Annotated in this window: 18 protein-coding genes; 11 read left to right on the top strand and 7 right to left on the bottom strand. The window is 42.6% G+C overall.

Annotated elements, in window-relative coordinates:
- Positions 1-252 precede the first annotated feature (252 nt).
- The 5 genes from VB775_RS03235 (at position 253) to VB775_RS03255 (ending at position 4,802) form a co-directional block, all read left to right on the top strand.
- The gene (locus VB775_RS03235; protein WP_281007204.1) at positions 253-777 is read left to right on the top strand and encodes a cofactor assembly of complex C subunit B; all 525 of its coding nucleotides are present in this window, start codon (positions 253-255) and stop codon (positions 775-777) included.
- Positions 778-893: 116 nt separating this feature from the next.
- On the top strand, positions 894-2,333 hold the full coding sequence (gene lysA, locus VB775_RS03240; RefSeq protein ID WP_281007203.1) for a diaminopimelate decarboxylase: 1,440 nt from the start codon (positions 894-896) through the stop codon (positions 2,331-2,333).
- A gap of 290 nt (positions 2,334-2,623) precedes the next feature.
- On the top strand, positions 2,624-3,511 hold the full coding sequence (gene cdaA / locus VB775_RS03245) for a diadenylate cyclase CdaA (protein WP_281007202.1): 888 nt from the start codon (positions 2,624-2,626) through the stop codon (positions 3,509-3,511).
- Positions 3,508-4,251, top strand: a complete 744-nt coding sequence (uppS, locus tag VB775_RS03250; RefSeq protein WP_281007201.1) for a polyprenyl diphosphate synthase — start codon at positions 3,508-3,510, stop codon at positions 4,249-4,251. Before cdaA ends, uppS begins: the two co-directional genes overlap by 4 nt.
- A gap of 71 nt (positions 4,252-4,322) precedes the next feature.
- The gene (locus VB775_RS03255) at positions 4,323-4,802 is read left to right on the top strand and encodes a DUF29 domain-containing protein (protein WP_281007200.1); all 480 of its coding nucleotides are present in this window, start codon (positions 4,323-4,325) and stop codon (positions 4,800-4,802) included.
- A 98-nt stretch (positions 4,803-4,900) separates the two neighbouring features.
- Here VB775_RS03255 and VB775_RS03260 read toward each other — a convergent pair whose 3' ends face one another.
- Positions 4,901-6,622: a diflavin flavoprotein gene (locus tag VB775_RS03260; RefSeq protein WP_281009446.1), complete on the bottom strand. Its 1,722-nt coding sequence runs from the start codon at positions 6,620-6,622 to the stop codon at positions 4,901-4,903.
- A 197-nt stretch (positions 6,623-6,819) separates the two neighbouring features.
- On the opposite strand from VB775_RS03260, the gene VB775_RS03265 reads away from it, so the two are divergent.
- The 4 genes from VB775_RS03265 to VB775_RS03280 all read left to right on the top strand — a co-directional run bounded on the left by VB775_RS03265 (position 6,820) and on the right by VB775_RS03280 (position 11,969).
- The gene (locus VB775_RS03265; RefSeq protein WP_281007199.1) at positions 6,820-7,320 is read left to right on the top strand and encodes a phosphoribosyltransferase; all 501 of its coding nucleotides are present in this window, start codon (positions 6,820-6,822) and stop codon (positions 7,318-7,320) included.
- Between the two features lie 491 nt (positions 7,321-7,811).
- On the top strand, positions 7,812-9,260 hold the full coding sequence (locus tag VB775_RS03270) for a SulP family inorganic anion transporter (protein ID WP_281007198.1): 1,449 nt from the start codon (positions 7,812-7,814) through the stop codon (positions 9,258-9,260).
- A 193-nt stretch (positions 9,261-9,453) separates the two neighbouring features.
- Positions 9,454-10,311 (top strand): universal stress protein, encoded by an 858-nt coding sequence (locus VB775_RS03275; protein WP_281007197.1) that lies wholly within the window; start codon positions 9,454-9,456, stop codon positions 10,309-10,311.
- 5 nt (positions 10,312-10,316) lie between these two features.
- Positions 10,317-11,969, top strand: coding sequence for a SulP family inorganic anion transporter (locus tag VB775_RS03280; protein ID WP_281007196.1), 1,653 nt, complete (start codon positions 10,317-10,319; stop codon positions 11,967-11,969).
- Positions 11,970-12,120: 151 nt separating this feature from the next.
- Here the strand turns inward: VB775_RS03280 and VB775_RS03285 are convergent, their stop codons facing one another.
- The 4 genes from VB775_RS03285 to VB775_RS03300 all read right to left on the bottom strand — a co-directional run bounded on the left by VB775_RS03285 (position 12,121) and on the right by VB775_RS03300 (position 14,178).
- A complete protein-coding gene (locus VB775_RS03285; protein WP_281007195.1) occupies positions 12,121-12,468 on the bottom strand; it encodes a type II toxin-antitoxin system RelE/ParE family toxin in 348 nt (115 codons plus the stop codon).
- Positions 12,458-12,685: a hypothetical protein gene (locus VB775_RS03290; RefSeq protein WP_281007194.1), complete on the bottom strand. Its 228-nt coding sequence runs from the start codon at positions 12,683-12,685 to the stop codon at positions 12,458-12,460. The genes VB775_RS03285 and VB775_RS03290 overlap by 11 nt, the downstream gene beginning before the upstream one ends.
- A gap of 554 nt (positions 12,686-13,239) precedes the next feature.
- The gene (locus tag VB775_RS03295) at positions 13,240-13,500 is read right to left on the bottom strand and encodes a hypothetical protein (protein WP_281007192.1); all 261 of its coding nucleotides are present in this window, start codon (positions 13,498-13,500) and stop codon (positions 13,240-13,242) included.
- A 201-nt stretch (positions 13,501-13,701) separates the two neighbouring features.
- The gene (locus tag VB775_RS03300) at positions 13,702-14,178 is read right to left on the bottom strand and encodes a DUF4332 domain-containing protein (protein WP_281007191.1); all 477 of its coding nucleotides are present in this window, start codon (positions 14,176-14,178) and stop codon (positions 13,702-13,704) included.
- A 228-nt stretch (positions 14,179-14,406) separates the two neighbouring features.
- Here VB775_RS03300 and VB775_RS03305 point away from each other — a divergent pair, with 228 nt between their 5' ends.
- Together VB775_RS03305 and VB775_RS03310 are read left to right on the top strand one after the other, a co-directional pair.
- Positions 14,407-14,634, top strand: a complete 228-nt coding sequence (locus tag VB775_RS03305; protein ID WP_281007190.1) for a hypothetical protein — start codon at positions 14,407-14,409, stop codon at positions 14,632-14,634.
- Positions 14,635-14,947: 313 nt separating this feature from the next.
- Positions 14,948-15,988, top strand: a complete 1,041-nt coding sequence (locus VB775_RS03310; RefSeq protein WP_281007189.1) for an acyltransferase family protein — start codon at positions 14,948-14,950, stop codon at positions 15,986-15,988.
- A gap of 266 nt (positions 15,989-16,254) precedes the next feature.
- Here VB775_RS03310 and polA read toward each other — a convergent pair whose 3' ends face one another.
- Positions 16,255-19,107 carry a DNA polymerase I gene (gene polA / locus VB775_RS03315; protein WP_281007188.1) on the bottom strand — a complete coding sequence of 951 codons (2,853 nt, stop codon included), beginning with the start codon at positions 19,105-19,107 and terminating at the stop codon, positions 16,255-16,257.
- Positions 19,108-19,344: 237 nt separating this feature from the next.
- Positions 19,345-20,289, bottom strand: a complete 945-nt coding sequence (gene mdh, locus VB775_RS03320) for a malate dehydrogenase (RefSeq protein ID WP_281007187.1) — start codon at positions 20,287-20,289, stop codon at positions 19,345-19,347.
- Between the last annotated feature and the right edge of the window lie 30 nt (positions 20,290-20,319).

Raw genomic sequence — 20,319 nt, forward strand, 5'->3', positions numbered from 1 at the left:
TAATCTTTATATCAAAATCAGGATGATATATCAAATTTATAATTTGAGTATCAGCAATTCTCTCTAGCGAAGTCTATTGCATTTGCCGAACCTCAAGGGATGTTTTGAAAGTGTTGCTTGGCAACACTTTCAAAACATCCCTTGGTTTGGGTTTAAGCGCAAAGCACTGTAAGTATGTCTACTTACTTAATAATACTTATAATATAAGTGATTGATTAGACTGCAACCAAACCCCATAACATCTCAGCCCGAATGCCTGCAACTATTCCGACAATATACTCTACCTTGTTCTTAACAATCCTGTTATTTTTTGGATTAATTTCTTTTTTACGTGGCTCCATCCGCGATCGCACAACTGATGCACTATTCACTGTCGAAGAAATTACGGACGATCGCCTATTGAAGCAAGTGCGCGACCATTTTCAGCAGAGAGCTTACAAAGTAATTGAGATTGATCCTGCGCGAGATGTAGCGACCCTCTCTGGGCAAGTCAAGCCAAGTCTTTTTTTGGCAATATTTATGACAATACTCGCAGCAGTTGGCTTAATTTGTCTGGGTGTAGTGTTGGGTATTTTAATCCCTGACTTAGAGAATCTCTGGTTATGGCTGCTAATCTTTTCGCCGATCGCGGGTGTGTTTTATTGGCGCGGTACTCCTCGCGAACGTTTAGTTAGTTTGCAACTTTTACCTGAGACAAGACTGAAAGTACGCGCTCATAAAGATGAGATCGAAGAGTTACAGCGATCGCTCAACCTAGAAAAAATAGATAAAGAGTAATAGGGTGGGCAATGCCCACCCTATTACTCTTTATTGCTGCTTTTTAAATAAAATTGCCGCTATTTTTTATAATAGATTAGGAAAACTTTGCTCAAATTTATGGTTATTGATATTTTATGACTACCGTTTTACCCAGTCTCAGACAAGAGACTAATTCGACAATTCAGCCGAACTCACTACAAAATAAGACTTCAAGCTTAGATAGTCTGTCTCCTAATCAGCAACTTCTGCCCTTAACTGCCATAGTCAATTCTAAAGATCATCTGGAAATAGGTGGTTGTGATGTAGTGGACTTAGTGAGCCAATATGGTTCACCGCTCTATATTTTGGATGAAGTCAGTCTTAGAACAGCCTGCCAGCAATATCGAGATGCCTTTGCAAAGCATTATCAAGGACAGGCTCAGGTTTTATATGCTTCTAAGGCTTGGAGTTGTCTAGCGGTTTGTGCGATCGTGGGTTCTGAAGGGCTAGGCATTGATGTTGTTTCAGCAGGTGAAATCTTGACCGCTTTACGGGCTGGTGTTTCGCCGAGCTTGATTTATTTTCATGGCAATAATAAATCTGCCGATGAACTGAGCTATGCCCTAGAGTCAGGCTGCACCATTGTCGTAGATAACTGGCATGAGCTAAAAACTTTGGCTCATCTCGCTCAAGAGCAATCCCTTGAAGTGGGCTTTAATGCACCACGCATAATGTTGCGGTTAACCCCTGGAATTGAATGCCATACCCATGAATATATTCAGACAGGACATATTGACAGTAAATTTGGCTTTGATCCCAATGAAATAGAAGCGGTATTTGCTTTTGTTGCTGAGTCTAGTCTCAACTGCGTTGGTATCCACGCCCATATTGGTTCGCAAATTTTTGAGTTGCAGCCACATCAAGATATTGGTGGCGTGATGGTGCAGTGGTTTAAACTTGCAGGTGACAAGTATGGATTGAAATTTTCTGAGCTAAATATTGGTGGTGGTCTCGGAATTCGCTATGTAGAGTCTGATGATCCTCCTAGTATCGAAGACTGGATCAAAACTGTCAGTGCGGGTGTAACCGATGCTTTTGCTACCGCAGGATTAGCGCTACCCAAACTACTCTGTGAACCAGGGCGATCGCTTGTTGGCGCGACCTGTGTAACTGCCTATACAATCGGCGGAAGCAAAACGGTTCCTGATATTCGTACCTACATCACTGTGGATGGTGGCATGTCGGATAACCCTCGTCCGATTACCTATCAGTCAAAATATCGGGCTGTGGTGGCAAATCAGATGAGTTCATCCTTGTCGCAAACTGTAACGATCGCAGGTAAGCATTGCGAATCAGGTGATATTTTGATTAAAGATATTCAATTGCCTGAGACTAAGGCTGGCGACATTCTCGTGGTATTTGGTACAGGCGCATACAATTACAGCATGGCTTCCAACTACAATCGTTTGCCAAAGCCTGCGGCAGTGGTTGTGGGGAGTGGTGAATCTAGTTTGATCATCAAACGAGAAACTCGCGAGGATCTATTGCGTCAAGATTGTCTACCTGAGAGATTACACCAATTCACAAAAGTGTGATGACAGTTTTGTGAATTAAAAACCAAACCCACTAAGGGCTTTAGCTAACCAAATAAAGAAATGGCGTAGCCATTTCTTTATTTGGTTAGCTAAAGCAAAAATGTTCTGAAAGCCTCATTTTTCTGTAGGGGCAATTCATGAATTTCCCCTAATTTCGTTCTTTTATGTAAGTCTTATGTTTTTAAAAAACCAAACCCAGTATGGGTTTTCAAAAACATAAGATAGCTAAGCCGCTTTATGTTTTGGCATTACAAGTAGTTGGAGTTCAGTTGTGAATGAGAGGACGATGAATGCAGTGGTTTAATATCAACTCAATTGCATTCATTATGAGAGCGATCGATATCCTTGCGGTATTGGGATTGATCTATTTCATGCTGTCCCTCAGCAACGATCGTCGCACCCTATTGATGGTGCGGGGGATCATCTTTTTACTAATTGCAAGTGTATTGAGCGATCGCCTTGGTATGCGATTGCTCAATTTTGTCCTTGATAAGTTATTAATTGGTGCAGCCGTGGCGATGGCAGTAATTTTGCAACCAGAGCTAAGGCGATTTTTAGAACGTCTGGGACGCGGCGATTTACTATCGTTAATTCAACCGACAACCAATCGGCGATCGCCTGTCGAAACTGACTCAGTAATTGAAGAAATTAATGATGCTGTAATTGAGCTATCGCAAAATCGTACTGGTGCATTAATGATTATTGAGACGGGTGAACCGATCGATGATCGTGATTTTTCAGTACCAGGGGTGAGACTTAACGCTTTATTATCAAAAGAGCTATTGCATACAATTTTTCAAACTTCAACGCTTTTGCATGATGGAGCCATCTTGATTCGAGAAGATCGCATTCTGGCGGCTGGGGTGATTTTGCCAATTTCGGAACGAGCCGCCTCACGAGAAATTGGTACTAGACACCGAGCAGCAATGGGCATCACCGATCGCGTTAGAAATTGTTTTTGTATAGTTGTTTCAGAAGAAACAGGATCAATTGCGATCGCGGAAAATGGCATCTTAGATCGCCCAATTTCCAGTAGTCGCCTACGAGAAATATTAGAAACTAAACTAGGTAATTATCGTCCAACGACCCTAGGTGGAACAGTGCCACGCTTTAATTGGCTCTGGTCAAACTCAATTTTCAAAAATATGGTAAGTCGAAAATCGTCAGAAAAGAAATGACTGCAAAGCTATTACAAACCTTGCCTCCAGACCTAGATCGTCAAAGATTGCCTAAACACGTAGCCGTAATTATGGACGGTAACGGACGCTGGGCAAAGCAAAAGGGAATGCCCAGAATTGCAGGTCATCGTCAGGGTGTGGATGCCTTGAAGGATTTATTGCGCTGTTGCAAAGATTGGGGAATTGCAGCACTGACGGTCTATGCTTTTTCCACGGAAAATTGGAGCCGACCCGCTCAAGAAGTTGATTTCTTGATGGTCTTATTTGAGCGAATGTTGCGTCGTGAATTGGAGGAAATGTGCCGTGAAGGAGTACGCATTTCCTTTGTGGGTGATCTTGATTCTTTGTCTAAGTCCTTGCGAAATGAAATAGAGCGATCGCAAACGGCTACAGCTAATAATCAGGCTATTCATTTTACTGTCGCGATCAACTATGGCAGTCGTCGTGAAATCGTCAGAGTTTGCCGCCAAATTGCTGAAGCAACTTTAGCGGGGGAAATTCAGCCTGAAAATATTGATGAAAATGTGTTTGAGCAACATCTCTACACCGCAGGAAACCATAATCCTGATCTCTTAATTCGGACTAGTGGTGAAATGCGTTTGAGTAATTTTTTGCTTTGGCAAATGGCTTATACGGAAATGTATTTTACCAATACACTTTGGCCAGATTTTGATCGCCATGAGTTTCATCGAGCGCTGATTGATTATCAAGAACGCGATCGGCGCTTTGGTAAAGTGTAGGAAATCAAAAACGCTATAGTGTAAGCATAGAAAGCCCGTCGCGCTACACATCCTGTCATGGGAGAATAAAAATGCTGAATATAAGCAAGTTAAATGATGTTTATCCGTTAACTAGACAAGCTAAAGATCAATACGAGCAAGATTTCTACGCATGGACACAGGAACAAGCTCAATTACTTAGACTCGGCAAGCTAGAAGGGCTAGATCTCGAAAATCTCGCGGAGGAAATAGAGTCTTTGGGTAAACAGCAAAAGCAGGAATTGCGAAATCGGTTTGGAGTTTTAATTGGGCATTTGCTCAAGTGGGAATATCAGCCATCTCTGCGGGGTAAAAGTTGGAGAATTACTATTGATTTGCAACGGGAGGAAATACTCGAACTGGTTAGTGAAAATCCTAGCCTCAAGCCATATCTAGAAGAAGCGATCGCTAAATCCTATAAACAAGCGATCGCACTAGTCGTTAAAGAGACACCATTGGATAAAAATGATTTACCGTCAGAATGTCCTTATACTTTCGTTCAAGTTTTTAATCAAGATTTTTACCCCAACTAAACACTAAAGGCGCAAAGCGCCTTTAGTTCCTATTGAAACAAGGGCGCTTTGCGCCCTTGTTTCCTATTGCAAAAAGAGGGCGCTTTGCGCCCTCTTTTTTAGTAATGATTACCAACTTTGCGGTGGTGAGCGGCGGTGAGAGATTCAGGTTTTGAGACTCGACCTTCCTCAGCGATCGCATAGATAATCCAGTGATCGCTACATTCCATCCGACTCATGACCTCACACTCGATAAAGGCAAGAGCATCAGTAAGAATTGGTGCGCCAAAGCTCGATAGCTGAGTTTTGACACCTTCAAAGCGATCAGCCCCTGGAGCAAATCGTTTGAGAAAATGCTGCATCAATTTGGAATAATTGCCATCTTCAAGCACGTTCAAAACAAAGCGATCGCCTACTTGCATAAACGACTCGATCGCCCGATCCTTTGCCACGGCAACCGTAAAGCCTAATGGTTTAAAACTAGCTTGGGCAACCCAAGAAGCTAACATGGCGCTGCGTGCGCCGCCTTTGGCGGCTGAGATGATATACAAACCACCTGCTAAACGTCCCAAAGCTTTATCAAGATCCGCGTCGATCGCCTTGAGTTGTTTAATATTTTGCTTACGAGTTAGCAATTGTCCCAAGTCAGTACCCGCTTCATCACAGGTTTGATAAGTAGCTTCGTTGGGATTTTCACGTACCTTGATGGCTGGGAAAGCGGTGACTACACCCAAATCCTTAAATCTGTTATTCAACAAATCAATGGATGAATCTTGATCGCCGTGCGGTTCGTATAGCCCAATTACTTGCTTTTCGCTAGCTGCGGCAAGGATCGCACCGATCGCTGTTTCCACATGGGTATTCGATGCTGGCGGTGTGCAGACGACTAAACCTGATGCATGGGCGACAAGTTCGCGTAATTCCTGTAAATCGATCGCTTTAAGATCTGCCATTTCTACAGCTACACCAGTTTTCGCGATTCCGCGTGCGATCGCTTGGGAGAGGCGATCGCAATAGCCATAGTCAGACACATAGCAAACCACAACGTTAGTTTCGCCTTTAGTTTGCGCTTGGCTCCATTGGCGGTAGTTTTCCGTTAGTTCTTTGACGTTATAGCGCAGTAAAGGGCCATGTCCATTGGCCACGATTTCCGCCTGTGGCAAGTCATCCATCCGCTTCATTGCCGAAATGACCGATCGCGCATTAGGAGCCATCAAGCATTCATAATAAAAGCGATAGTCGGGCGCAATTCTTTTTAAATTTTCATCGTAAATTGCATCACTACAATAGTGCATTCCAAAAATATCGCAGGTGTACAAAATCGATGTCCCCAAATCAAAGGTCATCATCGTGTCTGGCCAATGCAAATTCGGCGCATTCACAAACTGTAAAATGTGACCATTCCCTAGATCAACCTGATCGCCATTTTTGACAACTTGCTGCTTAAATGGCTGATTAATTAGCTCACCGAGAAATTGCAAAGCTACCTTTGTCGCCACCACCGTGACATTGGGGGCTAATTCTAATATTTCCTTGACCAAGCCGCTATGGTCTGGCTCGGTATGACTAATTACCAAATAATCAATCTGTGCAGGATCGATTTGCTCTTTTAAAGTATTGAGGTATAGCTCACGAAACTTAGCGTGGGATGTGTCAACTAAAGCTAGTTTTTCGCCACGAATGATATAGGAGTTATAGGTCGTACCATTTTGCAAACCAAACTCGATATCAAAGCGATCGCGATCCCAATCAAGCGATCGAATGGTGGTCGTGTCCGCCGCAATTTCAGCAACTTGGATGGTGAGTCGGCGTTCAACCGACTTCTCAGAAACATTTACAATAGAAGGAATCTCAATAGCAGCTACCACGATCTTGTTTCTCTATCTGATTTTCAACTATCTCCAGTCTAATGCTTACTTTTCGACAAGTCCAATTAGATGTACTAATTGATACTATAAGAGGTTATCTAACACCTAAAAATTAGGTGCTACCCTAAACAACTTTACCCAACTTCTGGATTATCACCTAAATCCCCACTATGTCAGACCTTTACGTTTCATGGGAAGAATATCATGCCAGTATCGAGAAATTGGCAGTTCAAATCTATCAATCTCAGTGGGAATTCGATCAAATCCTTTGTCTTGCAAGGGGGGGGTTAGGCATTGGTGATATGCTTTCGAGGATTTATAACAAGCCTCTGGCGATTCTCTCGACTTCTTCCTATGGCGGCAAAGATTTTCAGGAAAGGGGCAAATTAACGATCGCTAGTAATATCACCATGACTACGGCGACGCTTGGCAAAAGGATCTTGTTAGTAGATGATTTGGTGGATTCAGGTGTAACCCTGATGCGGATTATCGAATGGCTCCAGCAGCATGAAGAATTTGCAATTACGGAAGTGCGATCGGCTGTTTTATGGTTTAAGGCTTGCTCAGTAGCAAAACCTGACTATTATGTGGACTTTTTAGACGACAATCCTTGGATTCATCAACCTTTTGAGAAATACGAAAAGCTAAATCCAAGTGAACTACAAACTTGATCTAGATGTAAGGATAGGCGGCGCAAAGCGCCGCCTATCCTTACATCTAGATCACTACCACTTTTCTCTGTGATATGGTTCAATAAATAATCTACAGCAATTACCGATCAAACGAACTACAAGAAAATTCTTGAAAGCGTTGCTAAGCAACGCTTTCAAGAATTTTCTTGGTTTGGGTTTGAGTGCAAAGCGCTGTAAGACTTAATTTCAATGCGTTAGAAGTCGGCGATATCCGATATGTTAATGACTGTAAGCACCTTAAAGACTAGTTTCAAGCAACCCTGTCCACCCTAAAAGTGGCTTGTCTTTTCAATGGATGCTTAAAACAGATCGAATCAAGCGTTTTAGTTGCTTTCAATCCTGTCTAGGTTCGGATCAAAAAATTACACATCACAATCAACGACTGCTCAAAAAGTTCTGATCTAAAAAAGTTTTGATCTAAAGATGAATCAGTAAAGAACTTACGGGTTACGAAATACTTAGGAGATAAATTGAACCTTACAAAAATAAAACAAGAATGGTTTTCCAACGTATCGGCTGACCTTTTATCGGGCGCAGTGGTCGCTCTAGCTCTAATTCCAGAATCGATCGCTTTTTCGATCATCGCAGGGGTTGATCCTAAAGTTGGTTTGTACGCTTCCTTTATCATTGCCGCGATTACGGGGATCTTTGGTGGTCGCCCCGCTTTGATTTCGGCGGCAACCGCTTCGACAGCACTGATCATGGTCAACTTGGTTAAGGATCATGGGCTCAATTATCTCTTTGCCGCAGGGATTTTGATGGGGATTTTGCAGATCATCTTTGGTTTGCTAAAGCTAGGCAAACAGATGAAATATGTGCCGCGTGCTGTGAAGGTTGGCTTTGCTAATGCCTTGGCAATTTTGATCTTTATGGCGCAGTTGCCCGAATTTACAAATGTGCCGATCGCCGTTTATTTCTTAGCGGCTCTCACCCTTGGCATTATTTATTTGTTGCCCTTGGTGACTAAAGTTGTGCCATCTTCCCTCGTGGCGATCGTGGTGACGACCGCCGTATCGATTTTTGGCAATATTAAAGTGCCAACAGTTGGCGATAAGGGCGAGTTACCGTCAGCGCTGCCCACCTTTGGCTTGCCCGATGTGCCGCTAAATTTGGAAACCTTGCAGATCATTCTGCCTTACTCGATCGCTTTGGCGATCGTGGGACTGCTTGCCACTTTACTGACGGCTTCCCTCGTTGACGATCTCACCAATACCCAAGGCGATAAAAATCAGGAAGCTAAGGGGCTAGGACTTGCCAATATTGTCTCGAATCTCTTTGGTGGCATGGCGGGCTGCGGCATGATTGGGCAGTCGGTAATTAATGTGCAGTCAGGGGGGCGCGGTCGTCTCTCTACCTTTAGCGCAGGCATATTGCTATTGGTATTTATGTTGCTGCTGGGTAATTGGGTGAAGCAAATCCCGATGGCGGCGTTGGCTTCGGTGATGATCATGGTTTCCATCGGTACATTTAACTGGAAGTCAATTGTCAATATCCGCAGAATTCCCCGTACTGAAACGGCGGCGATGTTGACAACGGTATTGATTACGGTTTTAACACGCAACTTGGCTGTGGGAGTAGTTACGGGTATTGCCTTGAGTACGGTCTTTTTCTCTAGCAAAATTGCCCAGATTGTCTTTGTGGATAAAGTTTTGACTGACGATGGCACTCACCGCACCTACAGCGTGGCGGGACAGATTTTCTTTGTGTCTGTCGATGACTTGATCGAGAAATTTGATTTTCAAGAAATTGTGGAAAAAGTGACCATTGATCTCACCCATGCCTATCTTTGGGATCAGGCAGCCGTGGTGGCGATCGATCAGATTGTGCTGAAATTCCGTCGTAATGGAGCCGATGTGGACCTATTGGGAATGAATCAGGCAAGCGCCACACTAGTTGAACGGCTATCTGATGCTAAGTAAGCTCAGTAAATGATGTTAATGAAACCCTCACCCCCCAACCCCCTCTCCCATTAAGGGAGAAGGGGAGTAAAATTAATTTCTTGTTCCCCTCTCCCCTTTTGGGAGAGGGGCTAGGGGTGAGGGTCTTGGGAACTTCTCTGTAAACATTAGTAGATAATCCCCAACTCAAAGCCGTCAATCTAGAGAATTAACTATGAAAAATATTTTGTTATGCACTGATGGCTCGATTTTTGGACAAAGCAGCTATCAATATGCGGCTTGGTTGGCAAATCGCATTCAGTCAGTGGTGAATGTGCTGTATGTGACTGATCTGCGATCGCAAACTGCTAGTCGTAATTTCAGTGGCAGCATTGGTTTAGGAGCTTCTGATGCGCTGATGGATGAGTTGGTGGAGTTAGAACATAAAAAAGCCAAACTCAATCGTCAAAGGGCGAAGCAAATTTTGGATGAGGCGCATCAGGTTTTAACGAGCAATGGCGTGGAATCTGTGAAAACAATCCATCGAGACGGATTCCTAGTGGATTGTTTTCAAGAATTGGAAGCTGATGCGAATCTTGTAATTTTAGGTAAGCGCGGTGAAAATGCCGAGTTTGCTTCGGGACATTTGGGTGCGAATGTGGAACGGATTATGAGATCCAGCAAAAAGCCAATTTTAGTTACTTCTCGCCAATTTAAGCCGATCGCCAAGATTCTCATTGCCTATGATGACGGCGCAAGTTGTCGCAAGATTCTCGACTTTTTGACAAATTCAGCGCTCTTTCAAGGTTTAGAACTGCATATCATTGCTGTGTCCAAAAACGTGACTGACGAGAAGGCGATCGCCCGTTTGTCAGGGGCGCAAAAATGGTCGCAGACAACGGGAATCGCCGCGCAATGCAGTGTGGTCGCTGGTAAATCAGAAACAGCGATCGGTGAATATGCTACGCAAAACAATATTGATTTATTGTTGATGGGAGCATACGGACATAGCCGTATTCGCCATCTAGTCATCGGTAGTACGACCGCCCAAATTCTGCGTAGCAGTAATATTCCTGTATTGGTATTTCGCTAATAAATATGCAAATCATTAACAAAATCCATCTTCGGAACTGGCGCGGAGACTTGTTTGGGGGAATTACGGCAGCGATCGTCGCCCTGCCCCTTGCCCTTGCCTTTGGGGTTGCCTCTGGTGCAGGGGCGATCGCGGGACTCTATGGCGCGATTTTTGTCGGTTTTTTTGCGGCGCTCTGTGGTGGCACTCCTGCCCAAGTTTCAGGACCAACGGGACCGATGACCGTAGTGATTACGACGGTGATTGCTTCGGTCTTAGCAAATTATAAAGATAATCCCGAAACAGGACTAGCGATCGCCTTTACCGTAGTTATGCTCGGCGGCTTATTTCAGATTTTATTGGGAGTAATGAAGCTAGGGCAGTACATTACCCTGATGCCCTACACCGTGATTTCGGGCTTCATGTCAGGCATCGGCGTGATTATCGTCATTTTGCAATTGCCGCCACTATTAGGTTATGCAGGTTCGGGCGCAGTAATTGACACGATGAAGATGCTGCAAAGCCATATTACAAATCCGAATCCTATTGCTCTGGGATTGGGGCTGCTAACTCTGATCGTTGTTTTCTTTGCACCGCCTAAACTCAATCGAGTTTTACCTTCTCCCTTACTCGCTTTAGTGGTCTGTACCCTAGTCTCAGTCATTTTCTTTAAAGATGCGAATATTTCCCGCATTGGTGCGATTCCTAGCGAATTACCGAAGTTCCGCTTCCCCACCTTTGCCGCAAATCAGTTAATCGATATGTTGCGCTATGGTGTGACCCTAGGATTTTTAGGGGCGATCGATTCCCTGTTGACTTCCCTTGTCGCTGATAGTATCACCCGCACCCAGCATGACTCCGATCGCGAACTAATTGGGCAGGGGATCGGTAATGTGTTTGCAGGACTATTCGGCGGCTTGTCTGGTGCAGGAGCCACGATGCGAACAGTGGTGAATGTGCAGGCGGGAGGCAAAACGCCCTTATCGGGCATGATTCATGCCGTAGTTTTACTGTTGGTGGTATTGGTGGCCGCCCCTCTGACCGCCGTGATCCCCAATGCGGTACTGGCAGGGCTATTGCTGAAAGTGGGTTTTGACATTATCGATTGGCAGTTTCTCAAACGCGCCCATCATCTTTCCTTCAAGGGGACAGGCTTGATGTATTTGGTGCTATTTCTGACCGTATTTGTGGACTTGATTACGGCGGTAGTCGTTGGCGCATTTATTGCCAACCTGCTGACAATCAAGCGCCTTACCGACATCCAAAGTCAAAATCTGCAAGCAACCACCGATCCCACAGCCGCTCATAACCTCACTGGGGAAGAGCAGGAAATTATGACCAAATCCAATGGAGAGATTTTGCTGTTTCAATTAGGTGGCCCCTTGAGTTTTGGAGCCGCAAAAACGATGTCTCAAAGGATGTCCATTGTCCAAGATTATCAAGCGATCGTTCTCGATCTTAGCGAAGTACCTACGATCGGGGTAACGGCGGCGCTGGCAGTGGAGACAATTGTGTTAGATGCAGTTGGTCGCGATCGCCAAGTTTGGATTATTACCAATACGGCTCAAGTAAAGGAAAGGCTCGGTCGTTTACGATTACAGAAGTTTGATGGAGTACATATGACAGGCGATCGCCTTGAAGCCTTAAGGGAAAGTGCTAATCGAAGTTCAGAAATCTAAGGGCGATAAATCTGTTTTAGCGCCAATTTCCGCTTTTGTCGTGGATTAGCGAGTCATCAATCAACTTAGCGATCGCATCAACAATCTATCTTTTTAAGGCGATCGCTATTACCGTGAGTCATGATTTGTGGAGCGATCTCGTCAACGATACCTATTCCTCCACAAATTCTTTAATAATTTTTTCAATCACAATATTCTCTATATCTGATGTGTCAGACTTAGAATAAATCGTCACCAAAACCACACTGGCTTCAGTTTTCACATAATAAATAACCCGATAACCAGCACTTTTTCCCTTTTGAATATTGCTATTTTTGAGACGAACCTTAAATAATTGATTATTCAAACCAGAAATTTGATCGCCTAGAACTTCTCCTGATTTAAGCTGCTCAAGCAGAGGTTCTAGATCCTTACGAATTGAACGATAACGTTTAGCTAATTGACTAAGATCTTTTTTAAAACGGGAAGTCAGAAAAATTTCGATAGAATTACTCGACATCAATTCCCTCCCACATTTGAGATAGAGGAATAGTTTGACCCCTCATCGCCTCTTTGAGACCTTGTTTAATACCCTCGACAACAATATCATCAGGGGTCTCATCAAGATCCTCACGAGTTTTTTCGACTAAATATTTTAAAACTTCTTGCTGCTCATTAAGTGAAAGTTGATCGATCAAAGTAAAGACCTGATCTTTTGTAATTTGTAAAGTTAGCATAGGTGTCAGTTTCCTTAAGTGTTATTCATAAATTTAGCAAAAATTATTTTCTATTGCCTGAATTATAGTGGCATATCAATCCCCAAACCCTCACACATCAACAAATCAGGCGATCGCTCCAACAATCTATCTTCTAAAGGCGATCTCTATTACATAGGTCATCACTTAGTTTTAGGACTTATGAAAAAAGGACTTGAAACCGTGATTCAAACGTAGGGGCAATTCATGAATTGCGCTTACGTTTGGTTCTTTTGCGTAAGTCCTAAGTTTAATAATTAGCAATTCCTATTGCTTCCAAGAATAGACGGGGAGTCAATATTTGAGTGCCATGATAGTACTTAATAGAAAGTAAATGATTGTCTAAAGAAATAAGGTAATCAGCCTTTGTTTCAAAAACGGCAGCCAAGAATTTATTGTCATCTGGGTCGATCGCATCTAATTTAGTAGCCTCATAAGCCCCACTTGTAAAACCAGATACGGAGAGCTTACTTGAGATTTGGATAGTAGAGCAGAAACAAATACAGATGTATCGACAACAACTTTTAATATCTTGCTTACAAATGCTGCTCATTGGCAACGCTTTCAGAAATTCTGTTGCGAATAGCCGCAAACTCTGCCCAAATTTCTGAGGCTGATCGCTTTGGCTTAGATAGCGCAGTATTTAATCCGTTTTGGATAATTGCTTCCGCCTTGCTTAACTGTTCAACATCATGAGTCAATGGAGTTTCTAAAAAATACAAAAAACTCAGCACCTTCTCCAGATAAGACTCAGGAATGCGATCAAGTTCTTGAATAATTTGTTCTTTAATAGTCATAGCTATAGGCTGTAGCACTAAGTACATTCTACCTCAAATTAATACTTCATCTTTGTGGAAGTAGGAGATGTTAGCGATGATAGGACTGTGGAGATCGCTATTACCGTGAGTCATGATTTGTGGAGCGATCGCTTTAGGATATTGTCATAGCTAGAGATTGCAAAATTTCATCATCATTTGGACTAGAGTAGGTAGTAATGATCAATCTGGCAGAATTTTTTCTGGATTTTTATGTGTTTTCTTGGTTATAAGTTGTTGAGCTTGCTTGATCCAGATTGACATCTCCCCAATATCAGGACATAAATCAGCACGGTTAAAATTTTGTACCTGTAAACGCATAATTTGTTTGTGGAGTTTATCGAGAGGAGTCTGGGCAAGTTGTTCCACCGAAACAATGCCACTATGCACAATCACTCCGCAATGTTGACAACCTACCGCAGGGATACGTGCCAAATCTGCGAAAGCTATCCATTTTGTTAATAGCTGAAATCTCACACCAAGTGCGATCGCTAATTCTTCTTTTTGGGCTTTGGTACGACCTGCCTTTTGCAGCAAAGCGCGAGTGGTTGTAATGCTATGGTCTTTGAGTTTTTTGCCGTCTTCGGTATTTAATGCGGGTAACTGGTCAATCGGAAAGTTTGAAGATATACAAGTTTGAGAAGTTATGGGAAATTTCATTTTGTAACGATTTTTGTGGAAATGATGTTATAACTTAAAAAGATCCACAAGTCTATATTCAAGCCATGAACGACTGTCTCACATTAGTACTTTGCGATCGCCTCTTTGCCAGTGGTGCTTGTCCACCCTAATCTTGCCTTAAGTATCATTTCCATTGCGTGACTAAGTATCTCTTCATTCTAGTTACGCGGAAAATAATCCTTTTGCCAAGATTAGTCCAGATTAATTATGTCTAAAACAGAATATGAGAAAAGCCTGATCTTGATTCAGGCTCTATTGCATTGCCATCCACCGAGGATAGAAGATATCCTCTCGATGAATCCAGAACTGGTAACTCCCGATTTATTGAGCGTAACTAATGAAGTTGTCGGCAACTTATTACAACTAGGGATGGTAGATCGAGCCAATTTTCTGCATGGTTTTCGCCAGCAAATTAGTCAGGCTGACAATACATAGAGTAAATATAGAGCATTCCTAAACAATACGAGAGGAGTCAGTTCTGCTTAGCTAAGGGACTTGACGAGAAAAAATGTACCACTGAGTTTATATGGCTTCGACTTCGCTCAGCCAACGTTGGCTGAGCGAAGTCGAAGCCACAGGTACTTTAATTAATCGCAAGTCCCTAATAGTCCACGTTGCCTAAGCGAAACCAAAGTCTTTAACATTTCCATTCTCTCAAAAGTTGTTTAAGGTTTTATTTTTTAAGTTTAAGTATCTCTGCTTCATATTTTTACTTTCCGTATTTGCAAATTACAACAGGCTTAATCAAATGGAATTCACTAAAGAAAAAACTAACATTGCCAAGGGTATTGCCATATGTCTAATGCTTGCCTTTCATTTATATACTTTTGAAGAGCGTCTTATAAATGGCAATACATTTATCCCAACAATTCCCTTTTTTAATGCAGAATATTACTTAGGAAACTTTGGAAATATATGTGTATCTATTTTCCTATTTTTATCTGGATATGGAATGTATATAGGTTCTCAAAAGTCTCCAAACAATGTCTTTAACTATGCTATTACTAAGCTTAAAGACCTTTATATAAATTATTGGCTTTATTTGCTTATATTTGTGCCATTTGGATTATTTGTCATTGAAGACCTAAGTGCTCTCGATCCGATTGGAATTTATTATTCTACAAAATCAACTATTGTTTTCAAAAATCTTTTGGGATTCAATACTACTTACAATCTAGACTGGTGGTTTGTTAGTATGTTTGCCATCATAATTGTGTTCTTATTTCCACTCTACACAATAATAATTCAACGAAATAGCATTGCCCTAATAATTTTGAGTCTGACTCTATATTATTTTAATCGTGATGTTGGTCAATACGGCTTAATGGCATTTGTAGTTAGACAGACATCTTTTGCATTGGGGATGCTATGCGCCAAACATAACTTTTTTTCTAGTAAGATAATCAAAAAGCTGGAAGATTTAAGCGGGATTTGGATTGTTTTAGGATTGACAGGAATTTTTATAATTAAGTTTATAGTCAACTTTGTCCCAGACTATGACTTTGCTTTAACGCCTTTATTTATCTACTTTTCGATTAGATTAGTTGAAACCAATTACCTATCTAAAGTATTTGCTTATCTAGGTAAATATTCTTTTCAGATGTGGCTTGTCCATTCATTTTTCGCCATTTATTACCTGCAAGATCTTACTTTCTTCCCTAAATGGTCACCACTTATTTTTGCTTTACTAGTAGCTAAAACACTTTTATCAGTTCTATTAATCGAGTATTTATGTTCACAAATCAACAAAAGATTTAAGTTGTTTACTACAAACACTTTGCGTAACTAGAAACTAGATGAAAGCCCAAAAGATAAGTGGCGGGGCTTCGTGCCACTACTTATCTTTTGGGCTTTTATTTGTCCTAGATATAGCGTTTATCAGTCTAGTGGAGTACGGGTTAAGCAAACCATCTCTCAAATCCCGTTTTAAATTATTCCTAACTCGCGTTAAAAGTAGCTTGAAAAGGAAGATTTGCATTTTCTCCCTTTTCAAGATGCGATTAAGAGGAGTAAATGTAGAAATTCATGCCAAATCAGGACTTCTAACATAATCTCTTATTTAGCTTCCATCCAGTTTTTGCCAGTATGTACATCCACTTCCAACTTGACTGAAAGCTCCACCGCTGACTCCATTGCCGTTTTGATTTTGGGTTGTAATTCGGCAACTTCATCGGGTGGGACTTCAAACACAAGTTCATCATGGACTTGTAATAATAATCGCGCTTGATAACCTCGCAAAAGTTCATCCACCCGCAACATCGCAATTTTAATAATATCGGCGCTAGTTCCCTGAATCGGAGCATTGACCGCCGATCGCAACAGCGCCGCCTTTTGGTAACCACCAATCTGGCTAATCCCATGAAAATAGCGCCGTCTTCCTAATATAGTTTTGACAAAGCCATCACGTTCTGCTTCTACTTCCACACTTTGCATATAAGTAGATATTCTTTCGTAGCGCTCCTTGAATTTCTCAATAAACTGCTTCGCTACTTTTACAGGCACACCAATATCACGGCTAAATTTCTGTGCTCCCATGCCATAGATCACACCGTAGTTAATGATTTTCGCTAAGCGTCGCTCATCACTAGTTACTTCTTCTTTTTCTAAGAGCAGTTGGGCGGTGACAGTATGCACATCTTCACCCGCATTAAAAGCCCTCATCAATTCAGGCTCTTGACTCAGGTGAGCAAGAATCCGCAGTTCAATCTGCGAATAATCCGCCGACATTAATATCCAACCCTCTTCAGGCAAAAATCCTGCTCTGATCCGCTTACTAAAAGCTGTGCGAATGGGAATATTTTGCAAGTTAGGATTAGAACTGCTCAAACGTCCTGTTGAGGCTACGGTTTGATTAAAATCAGTATGTACGCGCCCAGTCTTTGGCTGAATCAGCGATGGCAAAGCATCAACATAGGTAGATTTGAGTTTGGCAAGGGTGCGATTTTCGAGAATCGTATCAATGAGAGGATCTTCACCTTCTAATTTATTGAGAACTGCAACATCGGTGGAATAACCTGTCTTGCTTTTGCGTGATTTCTTAGTAAATGTGTCACCAAGTTTTTTTACTAAAATCTCGCTTAACTGCTTAGGAGAATTAAGATTAAATTCTTGTCCTGCTTGGTCATAGGCAGCGATCGCTAAAGCATCCAAATCTTTCTCTAATTCCAAGGAAAAAGCACTCAAGAACCCTCTGTCGATCCTAATCCCACGCCATTCCATCTCGGCAAGAATCGGCTCTAAAGCTATTTCCACATTTTGGAATAAATCCCAAAGTTCGGGAACCGCAGTTAATTGCTCTTGCAAAATCGGTCGAATGTGATAGGTGATATATGTATCCATGCCGCAATATTGGGCAACCGATGGGATATCTACTTCAGCGATCGATTTGCGCTTACCAACTAGAGTTTTATAAGAGACAGTGCGAATCTGAAGCAATTCCATCGCCATATCATCAAGCTTATGACTAGCTTCAGGATCAATCACATAACTAGCGATCATCGTATCGAATACAACACCCGCTAGTTCAATTCCTGCCGACTTAAACATCAAGCGATCGAACTTAGCATTCTGTAAGTATTTTGGATAACTAGCATCTTCGAGAATAGGTTTGACAATTTCTCTCACCTCTTCCCATTTTAGATTTTCCCCTTCACTATGACTCAAGGGAATATAAGCAATTTCACTAATCGAGTCTCCCCAACAGCAGCCAATTCCCACTAGTTCCGCCTCAAAGGGATTTAGCGCTGAAGTCTCCGTATCCCATGCTATAGGTTGTTTAGTACTGCGGAAAGATTCCACTAACTGCTCTAATTTGGGAATTGTGTCTATAATCTGCACATCTAACTTGAGCGAAGCAGTCGCTGCGATCGCCTGATCATTTTCCTGCTTAGCAAAGTCAAACCACAACTCCTCATCTTCCCCATGTTGAGCCGATATCTCACTCCCCTCGCCCTTAGGGAGAGGGGCTGGGGGTGAGGGCTTCTTATCATAATTCCCCGACAACTTCGCTTGAATCTGATCAACTCGATTCACAAAGGCTTTAAGCTCAAGCTCTTCTAATAAAGGAATTAACTCTGCGGTATCAAAACCTGTTAATTGGCAATCAGCGATCGCCATGGGAAGCGGCACATCAGTTTTGATCGTCGCCATAAACTGCGAATGCTTAGCAGCTTCAATTCCCTGCTCCAGCTTAGTTTTAACTGCCCCCTTCATCTTCGGCACGGCTGCCAAAACATTCTCTAAGCTGCCATATTCCTCAATTAATTTAATTGCCGTTTTCTCACCAATTCCGCGCACCCCCGGAATATTATCCGAAGCATCACCACATAAAGCCTTATAGTCCACAACCTGCGTGGGTAATACTCCTAGCCTCTCTTTCACCTGATCAGCATGGTATTCCACAATCTTATCTTTTTGACCAATGTTCAGCACTGAAATCCGCTTATCTGCATCAATCAACTGAAACAAATCGCGATCGCCACTTAATATCTTAACGGTGTAACCCTCAGCACTCGCCGCCTGTGATAGTGTTCCCAGCACATCATCCGCCTCAAAACCCGCCTGAGTAATAGCTGGCAAATTCATCGCTGCTAAAACTTTCTGTAAGTTCTGCATGTCAGGAATAAAACTTTCAGGGGTTTCTGAACGATTTGCCTTGTAAGTATCGTCAATCTCATGGCGAAATGTGGGTGTGGCGAGGTCAAAGGCGATCGCAACAGCAGTGGGTTTTTCGCGATCGAGCATCTCAATTAATGCTTTCAAGAAGCCAAAACAGATACTAGTAGGGATTCCTGTGGAGGTTCGCAAGCCGCCTTCGGGATGCTTACCAAAGGCATAAAAGGCTCGAAACGCAAGGGAATGTCCGTCAACAAGTAAAAATGTGGGGTGGTTTTGTGCGCTTGAAGTCATGATGCTCTTTTAAAGTTTTGGCGATCGCTAGTCTTAGGTTAACCGATTGCTGATTATAGAGCGATCGCTACCAAATTTTTTCTATAGCAACGTAAGTTTTGCTTAGGACATAAAACCAAAAAGATGAGTGGCGGCGCTTCGTGCCGCCACTCATCTTTTTGGTTTTGATTTGTCCTATCTATCTCTTGCGTTGCTATATAACTAACCTCAGGTTGTTATTGGACTAGGAAGAGATTATTACAACAGATCAATACTTTTTTGGATCGATGCTGCTGATGCATGGAGTGCAGCAAGTTCATCGTCTGTAAGTTTCAGCTCAATCACTTTCTCGACACCCTGTCGTCCTATTTGCACTGGTACACCCATGAATATATCTTTTAATCCATACTCACCCGTAAGATGAGCCGCCGCAGGGTATATTCGATGTCGATCGCTAATAATAGCTTCCACCATTACATAGGCGGCGGCCGACGGCGCGAAATAGGCACTTCCATTTTGGAGTAGCTTAACAATTTCGGCTCCACCATTACGAGTTCTCTCTACGAGTCTAGCGATCGCCTCCTCTGACAATAGCTCGGTAATCGGTATCCCATTTACCGTCGATAGTCGTGGTAAAGGCAACATCAAATCCCCATGCCCACCCAAAACCGTGGTGTAAATATCCGCAGTGGAAATCCCTAATTCCATCGCAATAAAAGTTTGAAATCTTGCCGCATCTAACACTCCCGCCATCCCAATTACTCTCTGCGGTGGTAACCCACTTACCTGCCATGCGAGATAGGTCATCACATCAAGAGGATTAGTCACAATCAACAAAATTGCATTGGGAGATAGAGCGATCGCCTTCTGCACAACCTCCTTGATAATTGATGCATTAATTTTCAGCAGATCATTACGACTCATCCCTTCTTTGCGTGGCAAGCCTGCGGTAATCACGATGACATCCGAGTCTTTGGTGTCGTTATAGTCGTTAGTGCCGATAATTTGGCGATCGTGATTGGAGATGGTATGCGCTTGGGCAAGATCGAGGGCAATTCCCTGTGGTTTTCCTTGGACAACATCGCATAGCACCACATCTGCCAAATTTTGTTTGGCAATACGCTGGGCGAGCATACCGCCGACATTACCCGCACCAATAACGGTGACTTTAGGCGATCGATAATCTTGAATTTGTGTCGGCATGATTTTAAAGCTGAGTCTAGATAAAGTTAA

The sequence above is a fragment of the Pseudanabaena sp. CCNP1317 genome (genome assembly GCF_034931345.1).
Taxonomy (GTDB): Bacteria; Cyanobacteriota; Cyanobacteriia; order Pseudanabaenales; family Pseudanabaenaceae; genus Pseudanabaena; species Pseudanabaena galeata.

Excerpts from the sequence above, each read along its gene's own strand:
- VB775_RS03255 (WP_281007200.1), top strand. The coding sequence starts at position 4,323 with ATGCTGAATATAAGCAAGTTAAATGATGTTTATCCGTTAACTAGACAA.
- VB775_RS03290 (WP_281007194.1), bottom strand. The coding sequence starts at position 12,685 with ATGCTAACTTTACAAATTACAAAAGATCAGGTCTTTACTTTGATCGAT.
- VB775_RS03280 (WP_281007196.1), top strand. The coding sequence starts at position 10,317 with ATGCAAATCATTAACAAAATCCATCTTCGGAACTGGCGCGGAGACTTG.
- uppS (WP_281007201.1), top strand. The coding sequence starts at position 3,508 with ATGACTGCAAAGCTATTACAAACCTTGCCTCCAGACCTAGATCGTCAA.
- lysA (WP_281007203.1), top strand. The coding sequence starts at position 894 with ATGACTACCGTTTTACCCAGTCTCAGACAAGAGACTAATTCGACAATT.
- VB775_RS03300 (WP_281007191.1), bottom strand. The coding sequence starts at position 14,178 with ATGAAATTTCCCATAACTTCTCAAACTTGTATATCTTCAAACTTTCCG.
- cdaA (WP_281007202.1), top strand. The coding sequence starts at position 2,624 with ATGCAGTGGTTTAATATCAACTCAATTGCATTCATTATGAGAGCGATC.
- VB775_RS03265 (WP_281007199.1), top strand. The coding sequence starts at position 6,820 with ATGTCAGACCTTTACGTTTCATGGGAAGAATATCATGCCAGTATCGAG.
- VB775_RS03275 (WP_281007197.1), top strand. The coding sequence starts at position 9,454 with ATGAAAAATATTTTGTTATGCACTGATGGCTCGATTTTTGGACAAAGC.
- polA (WP_281007188.1), bottom strand. The coding sequence starts at position 19,107 with ATGACTTCAAGCGCACAAAACCACCCCACATTTTTACTTGTTGACGGA.
- VB775_RS03305 (WP_281007190.1), top strand. The coding sequence starts at position 14,407 with ATGTCTAAAACAGAATATGAGAAAAGCCTGATCTTGATTCAGGCTCTA.
- mdh (WP_281007187.1), bottom strand. The coding sequence starts at position 20,289 with ATGCCGACACAAATTCAAGATTATCGATCGCCTAAAGTCACCGTTATT.
- VB775_RS03285 (WP_281007195.1), bottom strand. The coding sequence starts at position 12,468 with ATGTCGAGTAATTCTATCGAAATTTTTCTGACTTCCCGTTTTAAAAAA.
- VB775_RS03310 (WP_281007189.1), top strand. The coding sequence starts at position 14,948 with ATGGAATTCACTAAAGAAAAAACTAACATTGCCAAGGGTATTGCCATA.
- VB775_RS03295 (WP_281007192.1), bottom strand. The coding sequence starts at position 13,500 with ATGACTATTAAAGAACAAATTATTCAAGAACTTGATCGCATTCCTGAG.
- VB775_RS03235 (WP_281007204.1), top strand. The coding sequence starts at position 253 with ATGCCTGCAACTATTCCGACAATATACTCTACCTTGTTCTTAACAATC.